This window comes from Janthinobacterium sp. PC23-8 (assembly GCF_002250505.1).
Taxonomy (GTDB): Bacteria; Pseudomonadota; Gammaproteobacteria; order Burkholderiales; family Burkholderiaceae_D; genus Janthinobacterium.
Genome location: NZ_NJGY01000001.1, coordinates 2,993,169 through 3,006,926 on the forward strand (window position 1 = coordinate 2,993,169; position 13,758 = coordinate 3,006,926).

At 63.4% G+C, this 13,758-nt stretch carries 11 protein-coding genes and 1 pseudogene; 10 read left to right on the forward strand and 2 right to left on the reverse strand.

The window, feature by feature from the left end:
* The first annotated feature begins 1 nt into the window (after position 1).
* From ccsB to CD932_RS12875, 3 genes are all read left to right on the forward strand, one after another.
* Positions 2–1,153, forward strand: coding sequence for a c-type cytochrome biogenesis protein CcsB (gene ccsB / locus CD932_RS12865; RefSeq protein ID WP_094442968.1), 1,152 nt, complete (start codon positions 2–4; stop codon positions 1,151–1,153).
* An 86-nt stretch (positions 1,154–1,239) separates the two neighbouring features.
* On the forward strand, positions 1,240–2,217 hold the full coding sequence (gene msrP, locus CD932_RS12870) for a protein-methionine-sulfoxide reductase catalytic subunit MsrP (protein ID WP_094442969.1): 978 nt from the start codon (positions 1,240–1,242) through the stop codon (positions 2,215–2,217).
* 12 nt (positions 2,218–2,229) lie between these two features.
* Positions 2,230–2,859: a sulfite oxidase heme-binding subunit YedZ gene (locus CD932_RS12875; RefSeq protein WP_094442970.1), complete on the forward strand. Its 630-nt coding sequence runs from the start codon at positions 2,230–2,232 to the stop codon at positions 2,857–2,859.
* Here the strand turns inward: CD932_RS12875 and CD932_RS12880 are convergent, their stop codons facing one another.
* On the reverse strand, positions 2,860–3,039 hold the full coding sequence (locus tag CD932_RS12880) for a lipoprotein (protein WP_094442971.1): 180 nt from the start codon (positions 3,037–3,039) through the stop codon (positions 2,860–2,862). It abuts the gene before it with no gap.
* A 40-nt stretch (positions 3,040–3,079) separates the two neighbouring features.
* On the opposite strand from CD932_RS12880, the gene cyaY reads away from it, so the two are divergent.
* Complete coding sequence (cyaY, locus tag CD932_RS12885; RefSeq protein WP_094442972.1) at positions 3,080–3,409, forward strand: iron donor protein CyaY; 330 nt, start codon at positions 3,080–3,082, stop codon at positions 3,407–3,409.
* Between the two features lie 54 nt (positions 3,410–3,463).
* Here cyaY and CD932_RS12890 read toward each other — a convergent pair whose 3' ends face one another.
* Entirely contained in the window at positions 3,464–5,809 is a 2,346-nt protein-coding gene (locus CD932_RS12890; protein ID WP_094442973.1) for a penicillin-binding protein 1A, read from the reverse strand.
* A 270-nt stretch (positions 5,810–6,079) separates the two neighbouring features.
* Between CD932_RS12890 and pilM the strand changes: the two genes are divergently transcribed.
* The 6 genes and pseudogenes from pilM (at position 6,080) to aroKB (ending at position 13,757) form a co-directional block, all read left to right on the forward strand.
* Complete coding sequence (pilM, locus tag CD932_RS12895; RefSeq protein ID WP_094442974.1) at positions 6,080–6,706, forward strand: type IV pilus biogenesis protein PilM; 627 nt, start codon at positions 6,080–6,082, stop codon at positions 6,704–6,706.
* Positions 6,703–7,290: a PilN domain-containing protein gene (locus CD932_RS12900; protein ID WP_094442975.1), complete on the forward strand. Its 588-nt coding sequence runs from the start codon at positions 6,703–6,705 to the stop codon at positions 7,288–7,290. The genes pilM and CD932_RS12900 overlap by 4 nt, the downstream gene beginning before the upstream one ends.
* 2 nt (positions 7,291–7,292) lie before the next feature.
* Complete coding sequence (locus CD932_RS12905) at positions 7,293–8,306, forward strand: pilus assembly protein PilP (protein ID WP_094442976.1); 1,014 nt, start codon at positions 7,293–7,295, stop codon at positions 8,304–8,306.
* A 101-nt stretch (positions 8,307–8,407) separates the two neighbouring features.
* Positions 8,408–9,736: pseudogene (locus CD932_RS12910) on the forward strand (type IV pilus secretin PilQ); the annotation flags it as partial.
* Between the two features lie 115 nt (positions 9,737–9,851).
* Complete coding sequence (locus CD932_RS12915) at positions 9,852–12,038, forward strand: Ig-like domain-containing protein (protein WP_176460944.1); 2,187 nt, start codon at positions 9,852–9,854, stop codon at positions 12,036–12,038.
* 48 nt (positions 12,039–12,086) lie between these two features.
* Positions 12,087–13,757, forward strand: a complete 1,671-nt coding sequence (aroKB, locus tag CD932_RS12920; RefSeq protein ID WP_094442978.1) for a bifunctional shikimate kinase/3-dehydroquinate synthase AroKB — start codon at positions 12,087–12,089, stop codon at positions 13,755–13,757.
* Position 13,758 lies beyond the last annotated feature (1 nt).

Below are 13,758 nucleotides of genomic sequence, written 5' to 3' on the forward strand. Positions count from 1 at the left end.
CATGGAATTGGCAAATAAACAGATCTATACGCAGGAGCCGGGCTTTTTCAAGCGCCTGGGCCTGCTCGACTGGCTGTATGGCGCGGGCCTGCTGGCCGCCTCGCTGTATGGCCTGGCGCACTTTGGCGCCTTCATGGATATCTATGAAAAAGTCATTTTGCTGGCGGCGGCGCCCACCTTTGCCTGGCTGGGCTGGTACTGGAAACCGGTGCGCTGGCTGATCCCGCTGGCGGCCGTCCTGTCGCTGTTTGCCATCACCCTTTACGGTGACCAGTTGGACATGGCAAACCAGAAATTTTTCCTGAAATATATGTTGTCCAGCCAGTCGGCGATTCTGTGGATGGGCACCTTTTTTGTGCTGTCGACCCTGTTCTACTGGATCGGCCTGGTGGCGCGCTCGGATTTTGGCTCGTCCGTCGGCTCGCTGCTGTGCTGGGCCGGCGTAGTGCTGGGCCTGACGGGCATGCTGGTGCGCTGGTATGAGTCCTATCTGATCGGCGCCGACGTCGGCCATATTCCCGTATCGAACCTGTATGAAGTGTTCATCCTGTTTTCCCTGATCACGGCCATGTTCTATCTGTATTACGAGCAGCACTATGCGACGCGCCAGCTGGGCGCCTTCGTCATGCTGGTCATTTCGGCGGCCGTGGTGTTTTTGCTGTGGTATACCGTCACGCGCGACGCGGCCGATATCCAGCCGCTGGTGCCGGCCCTGCAAAGCTGGTGGATGAAGATCCATGTGCCGGCCAACTTCATCGGCTACGGCACCTTCTCGCTGTCGGCCATGGTGGCCTCGGCCTATCTGCTCAAGTCGCACGGCTACCTGGTCGATCGCCTGCCGTCGCTGGAAGTGCTCGACGATGTGATGTACAAGGCCATTTCGGTCGGCTTCGCTTTCTTCACGGTGGCGACCATCCTCGGTGCGCTGTGGGCGGCCGAGGCATGGGGCGGCTACTGGTCGTGGGATCCGAAGGAAACCTGGGCCCTGATCGTCTGGCTCAACTATGCGGCCTGGCTGCACATGCGCCTGATGACGGGCTTGCGTGGCAAAGTGGCGGCCTGGTGGGCGCTGGTGGGCCTGCTGGTGACGACGTTTGCGTTCTTGGGCGTCAATATGTTTCTGTCCGGCCTGCATTCCTACGGCAAGCTCTAAGGACTTCTTGTAGATGACGCAACCGTCATGAACGGCTTCGGAAACTGGTGTAATGTACCTCCAATCACCACTTTTCCGGAGCCGCCATGTTGATCAAGCGCAGTCCCAACGGTATCGAATTGCCGTTTTCATCCGAAATCACGCCGCGCGCCGTGTTCGAAGCGCGCCGCAGCTTTATCAAGCAGGCGGCCATTGGCGCCGTCTCCAGCGCGGCCCTGCTGGAAATGATGAATCGAGAAGCGTTCGCCCAGGGCACCCATCCCAAGCTGGCCGGTAAATTGAATCCCGCCTATTCGGCGCTGGACAAGCAGACGGCCTACAAAGATGCCACCACCTACAACAATTTCTACGAGTTCGGCACCGACAAGAGCGATCCGGCGCAAAACGCCGGCACCTTGCGCACGCGGCCGTGGACGGTCACCATCGAGGGCGAAGTCAACAAGCCGATGACGCTCGACCTCGACGCTTTGCTCAAACTGGCGCCGCTCGAAGAGCGCGTCTACCGGCTGCGCTGCGTGGAAGGCTGGTCGATGGTGATCCCGTGGATCGGTTATTCCTTCTCCGAAATCATCAAGAAGGTCGAGCCGACCGGCAACGCCAAGTACGTGGAATTCATTTCGCTGGCCGACAACAAGCAGATGCCGGGCGTGAGCAGCCGCGTGCTGCATTGGCCTTACACGGAAGGCTTGCGCATCGATGAAGCCAATCACCCGCTGGCGCTGTTGACCTTGGGCATGTATGGCGAAACCCTGCCGAACCAGAATGGCGCGCCGGTACGCATGGTGCTGCCGTGGAAATATGGCTTCAAATCAGCCAAGTCGATCGTCAAGATCCGCTTCGTCAAGGACCAGCCGCGCACCTCATGGAACCTGTCGGCGCCGTCCGAATACGGTTTTTATTCGAACGTGAACCCGAACGTCGACCATCCGCGCTGGTCGCAGGCCAGCGAGCGCCGCATTGGCGAAGACGGTTTCCTGGCGCGCAAGCGCAAGACCCTGATGTACAACGGCTATAACGACGTGGCCTCGCTGTACACCGGCATGGATTTGAAGAAATTCTTTTAACCAGGGCAAGACATGGCTTTTCAACCCACGCCCCGGCAGCTGTCGCTGAGCAAGGCCGTCATCTTCGTGCTGGCGCTGCTGCCGTTCGCGCGCATGGTATGGCTCACGTATACCGGCCAGTTGGTCGAGCCGCTCGAATTCATTACGCGCGGCACCGGTGACTGGACCCTGTATTTCCTGTGCATCGGCTTGGGCGTCACGCCGTTGCGGCGCCTCATGCAGTGGAACTGGCTGATCAAGCTGCGCCGCATGCTGGGCCTGTTCGCGTTTTTTTACGCAACCTTGCACTTCACCACGTTTCTGTGGTTCGACCATTTCTTCGATCTGGCGGAAATGTGGAAGGATGTGCTGAAACGCCCGTTCATCACGGTCGGCTTTATCGCCTTCGTGCTGTTGATCCCGCTGGCCGTGACCAGCACCAACGGCATGGTCAGGCGCCTGGGCGGCAAGCGCTGGCAGTGGTTGCACCGCCTGATCTATGTCATCGCGCCGCTGGGGATTTTGCATTACTGGTGGATGAAGGCGGGCAAGAACAACTTTGCCCAGCCCATCCTGTTTGGCGCCATCGTTGCGCTGCTGCTCCTGACCCGCCTCTACTACGCCTGGGACAAGCGCCGCCAGAACGCAAGGATTGCCAGCTGATCAGCTCGCCGGCACGATGGCCGGTGGCGGCGGCACCGGGGCCGGTTCGAGCGGCCCCTTGGGGGCCGGCTTGGCCGCTGGCGGCTTGGGCAGGTACAGGGCGCCGGGCTGGCCGCAGCCGGCCAGGACGCTGGAAACCACAATGGCGATGCCGATATAAAACGCTGGAGATGACTTCACGATTAGAATCACGGTTTGATTAAGATCTTTGGAGTGTAGCATGAGCGAATCGGAATTCCTGGCCCTGGCCGAAGCCACCCTGACCCAGATCGAGGCAGCGCTGGACCGGCTCAACGATGAAGACGTGCTCGACGTCGAATGCAGCCGCAGCGGCAATGTGCTGGAAATCGAGTTCATCGACAACGGCACGAAAATCATCGTCAACAGCCAGGCGCCGATGCGCGAGATGTGGGTGGCGGCCCGTTCGGGCGGCTTTCACTACAAGCGGGCCGGCGACGAGTGGGTCAATACGCGCGACGGCTCGGAGTTGTTTGCGGCGCTTTCAAGCATGGCCAGCGAGCAGGCCGGCGCGGCGGTGGTGTTGAAATAATCGTCGCCATCGGTACATGAAAAAAGGGCAGACTGCAAAGTCTGCCCTTTTGTTTCAGAACAACTCGTTCTTGACCGCTTCCTTGGCTTTTTCTTCCTCCGGCGTGCCGCGCGCCGCGCCTTCCAGGCTACCCACGCCCGTGCCCGGCGGATTTTCAGCGTAGTAGTACTCGTCGCCCACGCGGATCAGGCCATCGGGCACCGCGCGTTCCTCGACCGGGATGCTTTTCAGGGCTTTCGCCATGTAATTGATCCAGATCGGCAAGGCCAGGCCGCCGCCCGTTTCGCGGTTGCCCAGGTTGCGCGGCTGGTCGTAGCCGATCCAGGCGATGCCCACCAGTTTGGCCTGGTAGCCGGCGAACCAGGCATCGATCGAATCGTTGGTGGTGCCCGTCTTGCCGGCCAGGTCAGGGCGCTTCAGGGACATCGCCTTGGTGGCTGTGCCGAAGCGCACCACGTCGTTGAGCATGCTGTTCATCATGAAGGCGTTGCGCTCGTCGATCACGCGGTTCGCTTCCACGCCGGCCTGGTCGGGGTTCGCTTCCGACAGGACCTTGCCGTCGCTGTCGGTGACCTTGGCGATCAGGTAGGGATTGATCTTGTAGCCGCCATTGGCGAACACGGCGTAGGCGCCGGCCATCTGCAGCGGCGTGACATTGCCCGCACCCAGCGCCAGCGTCAGGTAGGGTGGATTCTTGTCGGCGTCAAAGCCGAAGCGGGTCGCATATTCCTGGCCGTACTTGGCGCCGATCTTGTGCAGGATGCGGATCGAAATCATGTTTTTCGATTTCATCAAGCCCTTGCGCATGGTCATCGGACCGTCGTACTTGCTGTCGTAGTTCTTCGGCTCCCATGCCTGGCCGCCCGTCTGGCCCGCGTCGAACGAGATCGGCGCGTCGTTGATGATGGTCGATGGCGACAGGCCGCGTTCGAGCGAGGCGGAATAGATAAAGGGCTTGAAGGCCGAGCCCGGCTGGCGCCATGCCTGCGTGACGTGGTTGAACTTGTTGCGGTTGTAATCGAAGCCGCCCACCATGGCGCGAATCGCCCCGTCGGTGGTGCTGGCCGAGACAAACGCCGACTGCACTTCCGGCATTTGCGTGATCACCCAGCTGTCGCCCTCGCGCATGACGCGGATCACGGCGCCGCGCCGGATGCGGCGGTTCGGCGCCGCTTTTTCCGACAGCCAGGCCGCGCCAAAGGTCAGGCCCGGGCCGGTAATGCTGATTTCCTCGCCGGCCGAGGTGACCGCCTGCAAGGACTTGGGAGAGGCCTGCAGCACCATGGCGGCGATGATGTCGTCGCTGTCCGGATGGTCGGCCAGTTCCGTTTCGATCGCGTCGTCCGCTTCGGCCTTGGTGGTCGGAATGTCGATATACGCTTCCGGGCCACGGTAGCCGTGGCGTTTCTCGTAATCCATCACGCCCTTGCGCAGGGCGATATAGGCAGCGTCCTGGTCGGCCTTGGTAATGGTGGTGTAGACGTTCAGGCCGCGCGTGTAGGTGTCTTCCTTGAATTGCTCGTAGACCAGCTGGCGCGCCATTTCCGACACATATTCCGCGTGCACGCCAAAGGCGCTGCTGTCGGTCTTGACCTTCAGTTCCTCATGCTTGGCTTCCTCGAACTGGGCTGGCGTGATGTAGCCGAGCTGGGCCATGCGCTGCAAAATATATTGCTGGCGCAGGCGGGCGCGTTTCGGGTTGACCACTGGATTGTAGGCCGACGGCGCTTTCGGCAGGCCGGCCAGCATGGCCGCCTCGGCGACGGTCAGGTCGCGGATATTCTTGCCGAAATAGATCTGCGCGGCCGAGGCAAAGCCATAGGCGCGCTGGCCCAGGTAGATCTGGTTCATATAGACTTCCAGGATCTGGTCCTTGCTGAGGTTTTTCTCGATCTTCCAGGCCAGCAGCACTTCATAGGCCTTGCGCTTCAAGGTCTGTTCGCTCGACAGGAAGAAATTGCGCGCCACCTGCTGCGTGATGGTCGAGGCGCCTTGCTTGGCGCCGCCCGTCAGGTTGTGCAGCGCCGCGCGCGTGATGCCCAGGTAATCGACGCCGCCGTGTTCATAGAAACGGTCATCCTCGATGGCCAGCACGGCTTTCTTCATGACATCGGGAATATCCTTGATGTGCACCATATTGCGCCGTTCTTCGCCAAACTCGCCGATCAGCACGCCGTCGCTGGTAAAGATACGCAGCGGCATTTTCGGCCGGTAATCGGTCAGGGTGTCGAGCGCCGGCAGGTTCGGATACGCCATCGCCAGGCCAAACACCACCAGCAAGACGCCGACCACGGCCGCGCCCACCAGCGATACCAGCGTCATCAGCAAAAAGCGTTTGGGTTTGCCGCCCTTGTTGGGCGGCTTCGAGCCAGCGTTGCCAGCGGAGGTGGAAGATGTCATGCGCGTTATGTCTTTCAGTTAATTATGCGGGCCAATTATAAGCGAGCTTGCCGGGTGCACGGCGCGCCAGGCGGGCTGCGGAATGCTTGTCGCTACTCTATATAAGCGTGTCTGTGCTGGCTGGCAACAAGGATTTGGTAACAATTGGCCTGCGCCAGATCAGCTCCCCGGCAAATAGGTGCACTGTGGCGCAGAAGCAGGCGGAAAAGCGGTTGTCAGGCGGGCCGGGCAGGGAATAGCATTTTGGAGGGCGCAAGAAGGGGAGTGGCCATGTTTTCCTTGAATAAACCGGGCTTGCTGGGTGTCGATATGGGCGACGACGCCATCCGCGTGCTTGAACTGGCGCGCCGCCGTGGCGCTTTGCAGTGCCGGCATCGTGGCATGGCGGCCGTGCCGCCCGGTGTGATGTTTGATGGCAATGTCGATGATGTCGAGGCGCTGGCCAGGCTGCTGCGCCAGGCTTGCCAGGCCAGCGGCAGCCGCTGTTTCCGGGTGGCGCTGGCCATGCCCGCCAGCAGCCTGATCACGCAGGTCGTGCGCCTGCCGGCCGGCTTGCCCGAGGAGCAACTGGAAATCCTGGTGGAACTGGAAGCGGCGCAATACATGCCGTTTACCGTCGAGGACGCCAACCTTGATTTCCGCATCATGGGGCCGGCGTCGCCCAGCGGCCTGGAAAAGGACGGCGGCGAGCTCGATGTGCTGCTGGTGGCGGCGCGGCGCTCCAGCGTGCAGCGCCGGCTCGACGTGGCGGCGCAGGCGGGCTTGCAGGCGGTGGTGATGGACAGCGAAGCGCTGGCCTTGCGTGCCGGCATGGCGCACGGCGGCTGGCAGGCCTTGTCCGACGGCGCGGCCTTCCAGCTGGCCTGGGGCCTGGCCCTGCACGGGTTTTCCCGATGAACGCGGGTGCGAGCGCGGACGCCAATGCGCCGGCGTTCATCAACCTGCTGCCGCACCGTCCGGCGGCGCGCCGCCAGCGCGAGCATGGCGTGCTGCGCCAGCTGGCCGGCGGCGTGCTGCTGGGCGCGGCGCTGGCCTTGGCGGCCGGCATGGCCCTTCTGATCGCCATCGACGGCCAGGCGCGGCAGCAGGCCACCTGGCAGGCGGCCTTGCACGAGCGCGAGGGCGCGCTGGCGGCCGCCCGGCTGGCGCAGCGCGAAACGGCCGCACTGGCCGCGCGCCAGCACGCCGTCCACCTGTTGCAATCGCGGCGCAACGACGCCGTGATGGTGCTCGACGCGCTGGCCCGCGCCGTGCCGGCCGGCGTCAGCCTGCACAGCTTGCGCCAGGAAGGGGGGCGCCTGGTGCTGGCGGGCAGGGCGCCGTCGCAGCAGGCCGTCTCGGCGTTGTTGCTGGCACTGGCGCAAGCCTTGCCCGGTTCCACGCCGCAACTGCAGGAAGTACGCTCGCCCGCGCCGGCATCGGACGGCGTGGAATTGAGCGTGCACTGGACCTTGCCTGTTGATGTGTTGCCGGGAGACTAGCCATGCCTAGCCTGAAACAGATGGCCTTGTGGCCCAGTTCTGTCCGCCTTGGGTGCGCCGCGCTGCTGGCGGGCTTGAGCCTGGCGCTGGCGTGGCTGACGCAACTGGACGCCCTGGTGGCGCGCTGGCAGGCGGCGCAGGCGCACACCGCGACGCTGCGCGCCGCGCACGGCCAGGCGCAGGCAAAAGCCGGGCAATTGCCGCAGCTGCGCGCGCGCCAAAGCGAGGTGGCGGCCACCTTGGCCACGCTGGAACAGCAATTGCCGCTCCAGCAAGAGATGCCCTCCCTGCTGTCCGATATCAACCAGGCGGGACTAGCGCGCGGCCTGCAGTTCGAGTTGTTCAAGCCGGCCCCGCCCGTGCCGCAAGCGCATTATGTGGCCATGCCGATCGCCATCAGGGTGCGTGGCGGCTACCACGCCCTCGGCGCCTTCATGGCCGACCTGGCCTACCTGCCGCGCATCGTCACCGTGCATGGGCTCGCCGTCCAGGCGAACAAGGAGGGCGCTCTGACCCTGGACGCCGTACTGCACGCCTACCGCCTGCCCGATGCGCAGGAGCGGCAGGCGATGGATCAGCGCAAGCCTGCCAGGGCGGCCACGCCGCCGCGTCCTGCCAGGCCGTTTGTTCCATTTGTTCCACGCGACTACAGCGCCAGCGACTTGCCCGATCCGTTCGGCGCCGCCAGGGAGCTGCCGGCCACCGCCGGCGCGGCCGCGCCCGATCCGCGCCGCGTGCGCGAGCCGCTCGAAAGCGTGGCCTTGTCCGGCATGGCAATGGTCGGCAGCCTGCGCCAGCACGGCCGGCTCGACGCCTTGCTGCAGGCCAACGGTCGCCTGTACCGCATCGCCACCGGCCAGTACCTGGGCCCTGACTACGGTCTGGTGACGGCCATCAGCGAGCAGGCGATTCAATTGCGCGAAGTGGCGCGGGACGCCGGCGGCGCCTGGCGCGAGCGGCGCGCCAGCCTGGCCTTGCAGGTGGCGGGGGCTGCGGCCAGGGAGGCGGACAAATGAAGCCCCATTGCTGCTGGTTGATGCTGGCGCTGGCCTGGCCCACGGGCGGCGGCGCGCAGGATGTGCAGGATGCGCAGGTACCGGTGCCGCTGACGGCGCCGCGCCCGTATGCGGGCGAGCCGGTTTCCATCGATTTCCAGAACGTCTCCGTGCGCGCCGCGCTGCATATGCTGGCCGACGCGTCGGGGCAGAACATCATTGCCAGCGACAGCGTGGCCGGCAATATCACCTTGCGCCTGCGTGAGTTGCCGTGGGACCAGGCGCTCGACGTGGTGCTGCAGGCCAGGGGCCTGGACTTGCGGCGCAATGGCAATGTGCTGTGGATCGCGCCGCGCGAGGAAATCCTGGCGCGCGAAAAACTGGAGCTCGAAACGCGCGCGCAGATCGCCGAACTCGAACCCTTGCAGTCCGCCGTGTTCCAGCTGAACTACCAGAAGGCCGAAGCGTTTCGCACCGTGTTTGGCCTGGACGCGGGAGAAGGGCGCAGCCGGCTGCTGTCGCGGCGCGGCAGCGTGCTGATCGAGCCGCGCACCAACCAGCTGTTCGTCAGCGACGTGCCGGCGCGCCTGGAGCAGATCCGCCTGTTGATTGCCAAAACCGACGTGGCGACGCGGCAGGTGCTGATCGAGGCGCGCATCGTCGAGGCCAACGACAGTTTCAGCCGCAACCTGGGCGCGCGCCTCGGCTTTGCCGACCTGCGCCTGGCCCAGGGCGGCCAGCCCGGCTTTGGCATCGGCGCTGGACGGCGCGCGCTGGTGGGCGGCACCTACGAGGGCGTGGGCGAGGCGACCGGCCAGGCGGTGCCTGGCGCCGGCGCCTATGTGCCGAACACGCAGTTCGTCAACCTGCCGGCGGCCAGCATCAACGGCTTGCCGCCGGCCAGCTTTGCCCTGAGCCTGTTTTCGGCGGCCGCCAACCGCTTCCTGAACCTGGAACTGTCTGCGCTGGAAGCGGACGGCAAGGGCAAGATCATTTCCAGCCCGCGCGTGGTAACTGCCGACAAGGTGCTGGCGCTGATCGAACAGGGCATCGAATTGCCCTACCAGGTGGCCACCAGCAGCGGCGCCACCTCGATCACTTTTCGCAAGGCCAATCTGCGCCTGGAAGTGACGCCGCAGATCACGCCGGACGGCAACGTGGTGCTGGAAGTGGACGTGAACAAGGACAGCGTGGGCCAGGAAACGCGCTCGGGCTTTGCCATCGACACCAAGCACGTCAGGACGCAGGTGATGGTGGAGGACGGTGGCACGGTGGTGCTGGGCGGCATTTATCAGCAGTCGGAACGGGGTACGCAGACCAAGGTGCCGCTGCTGGGCGACATCCCGCTGCTCGGTGTTTTTTTTCGCAGCACGGGCCGCAGTCAAGAAAAAACCGAGCTGATGGTGTTTATTACACCGAAAATAGTGGCAGAACGGGCCTCAACGCGTTAATGTCACATCTTTACGTTTAAGTAACAATGCTGACGAAAGCGGACTGATGGCGACTATGCGGAATATTTCTTTAGGCAACACTTATTGGAGTCAGGCATGCAATTGGCTGATGTTGATGAGCTTCGGGCTCTTGCTTGCGGCGTGCGGCGGCGGCGGCGGTGATCCGGCCCTTGATGGCGGCAGCGGCGGAGCCACAGGCAGCGTGCCGGCGACGGTGAGCGTCAGCCTGCAGGGCGCCGATGGCGTCGCCAGCAACACCGTCAGTGCGAGTGCCACCTTGACTGCCCGCGCGGTGGTGCTCGACAAGAATGGCGCACCCGTTGCAAACGCGCTGGTCACGTTCGCGGCCGATGCCACGCTGCTCGCCCTCACGCCCGTCAATGGCGCGGTGCTAACGGATGCCAAGGGCGTCGCGGTGCTGACCCTGCGCCCCGCCACTACCGCCGCCAGCGGCGCCGGCAAACTGGTCGCCACCATCACCCAGGGTACCGCCACCATCAGCGGCGAGGCCAATTATCAGGTTTCCGCCGCAGCGGCGTCCAAGGCCAGCATCAGCGTTGCGCTATTGAGTGCCGCAGGCAGCAACAGCAATACCTTGTCAAGCGCCAGTCCCTTGACGGGCGTGGCGCAGGTCAGGGATCAGAACGGTGCCGCCCTTGCCAATGCACTGGTGATATTTGCCACCAATAATGATGCGCTGGCGGTGCTTGCACCGTCCAGCGGCACGGTACTCACTGACAAGAACGGCGAGGCACGCGTCACGCTGCGCCCGGTCAGTCTTGCCGCCGCCGGCGCAGGCACGCTGACGGCGGCCGTCGTCTTGAATGGCGCCACCACGACCAGCACGATCAACTATGCGGTCGGTGCGACCTCGCTTACTTTCGGCAACATTACTTTTGAAACGGCACCGCTGGATGCCTACGGCTCCACCCTGGTGTCGCTGGACGTGCTGTCGAATGGCGTGAAATACACCGATCAGAGCATCGCCGTCAATTTCAGTTCCACCTGCGTGGCTGCCGGCAAGGCCACCTTCGCGACTGCCGTGCAAACGGCGGGCGGCACGGCGCGCGCCACCTATCGTGACCTGGGCTGCGGCGTCAATGATCTTATCTCTGCCACTGCCAGCGGTGTCACCGGCGGTCGCAACGCAACGCTGGCCATTGCGCCACCACAACCGGCATCGATCCAATTTACCTCTGCCATACCTAGCGACAAATCCATCGTGATCCGGGGCCAGGGTGGCTTGCTGCGCAGCGAAACCGCGACCTTGAAATTCCGTGCTTTTGACACCTTCAACAATCCCTTGCAAGGCTTGCAGGTGACGTTCGAAAAAGCCGATATCAACGCCCAGGTTGATCTGGCGCCGGCCTTGGCGTCGACCGATGCCAACGGCGAGGTGACGACCAGTGTCAGTTCGCGCGATACGCCATTGTCTTTCCGTATCCGCTCAAAGTTCACGACGGCAACCGGACGCGAGATTTCCACCTTGTCCGATACCATTGTGGTGTCGACCGGCACGCCGGTACAAAAAGCATTCTCCCTGGGTATCAGCGACAGCAATGTCGAGGGCCTCAATGTCGATGCCAATGGTAGTGCGCCATCGGCAACAGTGACCGTGGCCATGGGCGACAAATTCGGCAACCCGGTGGCCGATGGCACCCCGGTGGTCTTCCAGTCCAATGTCGGCGTGGTCGGCAGCGCCAGTCGCGGCGGCTGTACTTCGGTCAATGGCGCCTGCTCGGTCGATTTCCGTTCGCAGGCGCCACGCGCACCGGTTCCCAATCTGCCCGCAACCGTCTGCAATCGTGTTGCCGATGACAGTACCCGCCGTGGGGTTGGCACCATCTGCGCCAGCACCAGCGATGGTACGGCCGTGCCCATCTTTGCCCGCATCAGCTTTTTCATCAGCGGCAGCGAACCTGCGCAGGTATTGCGTGACAATGCCCAGGTCGTTGAAAAAAATGTCGTGAACGACCTCGGCATCGTCAGCTGGACGGTGCCCAAAGTATTCACTTTGCGCATCAGTGATATCAACGGCAACCCGATGCCGAGCGGCACACGCATTGAAGTGGCCAATATAAGCAATGCAAGCAGCAGCGGTGTTTCGCCACCGACGGTACAAAAAGTGTTCCCTGACAATACGGTGCCGAACGACGCGGATCAGGGCACCAGCCATATCGTGACGGTCAATGCACCGGCCGAAACGTGTAGTGCGAAAACGGCAACCTTCAATGTCAATGTGATCAGCCCACGTTTACTAACAACAAGCTATCCGTTTAAACTGACGTTCACATGCCAATAATGGAGCCACAGGGCGATAGCGGAAATATCGAGCTATTGCCTGAGTGAAATGCAAATAGTGTCCGAAACTTCTAACCGTAACATCTTCCTTGTCGGCCTCATGGGCGCAGGCAAAACCACGATCGGGCGCATCCTGGCCCGCAAGCTGGGCTTGCGCTTTGTCGATTCCGACCATGAGATCGAGGCCCGTACCGGGGCGTCGATCCCGTGGATCTTCGAGATCGAGGGAGAGCCGAGCTTTCGCCGGCGCGAAGCCGAGGTGATTCGTGACCTGAGCGCCCAGCAGGGCCTGGTCATGGCCACCGGCGGCGGCGCCGTGATGAATGCCGAAAGCCGCGCTTTTCTGAAAGAGCGGGGCACGGTGATCTACCTGCGCGCCAGCGTGAGCAACATCCTCGCGCGCACCAGCCATGACAAGAACCGCCCGCTGCTGCAAACGGCCGATCCGCGCAAGATGCTGGAAAACCTGACCGCGCAGCGCGAGCCGCAATACCTGGAAGTGGCCGACATAGTCATCGATACTGGCCGTCCTAACGTACAATCGATGGTCCAGACTATCCTGATGCAGCTGGCCAGCCTCGAATGCGAGGCTTCGCCCAACTGCGTCATTCACGCAGAGCCTTCGATGAACGAGCAATCCAAAATGTTGTTGAGCGTAGACCTCGACGAACGCAGCTACCCTATCGCCATCGGCCCCGGCCTGTTGGCCGACGCCGATGCGCTGCTGCGCCATGTCAGCGGCCACAAGGTGGCCATCGTCACCAATACCACCGTCGCCCCGTTGTACCTGGGCCGCCTGCAGGCGGCGCTGTCGAGCGATGGACGCGAAGTGATCAGCATCGTGCTGCCGGACGGCGAAGAATACAAAAACTGGGCCAGCCTGATGCAGATTTTCGATGCGCTGCTGGCCAACAAATGCGACCGCAAGACCACGCTGGTGGCGCTGGGCGGCGGCGTGATCGGCGACCTGACCGGCTATGCGGCCGCCAGCTACATGCGCGGCATCGGCTTCGTGCAGGTGCCGACCACCTTGCTGGCCCAGGTTGATTCGTCCGTCGGCGGCAAGACCGGCATCAACCACCCGCTGGGCAAGAACATGATCGGCGCCTTCTACCAGCCGCGCGCCGTGATCGCCGACACCTCGACCCTGGAAACCTTGCCGGCGCGCGAGCTGTCGGCAGGTCTGGCCGAAGTGATCAAGCATGGCGCCATCATCGACGCGGCCTTCTTTGACTGGATCGAAGCGAACATGGGCAAGCTGATGGCGCGCGACAAGGGCGCCCTCGCGTATGCGATCGCCCGCTCGTGCGAAATCAAGGCCGACGTGGTGCGCCAGGACGAACGCGAAGGCGGCTTGCGCGCCATCCTGAACTTCGGCCACACCTTCGGCCACGCCATCGAGGCGGGCATGGGCTACGGCCAGTGGCTGCACGGCGAAGCCGTCGGCTGCGGCATGGTGATGGCGGCCGACCTGTCGTGCCGCATGGGTTATATCGATCAGGCGGCCGTCGAGCGCGTGCGCACGGTGGTCGCTTGCGCCGGCCTGCCCGTCAAGGCGCCGGATCTGGGCGTGGCGCGCTGGCTGGAACTGATGGAAGTGGACAAGAAGAACGAGGGCGGCGCCATCAAGTTCATCCTGTTGAAACCGCTGGGCAGCCCGTTGATCACGGCCGCCCCGCACGAACTGGTGCTGGCCACGCTGGCCGCCGGCGTCGCCTGAG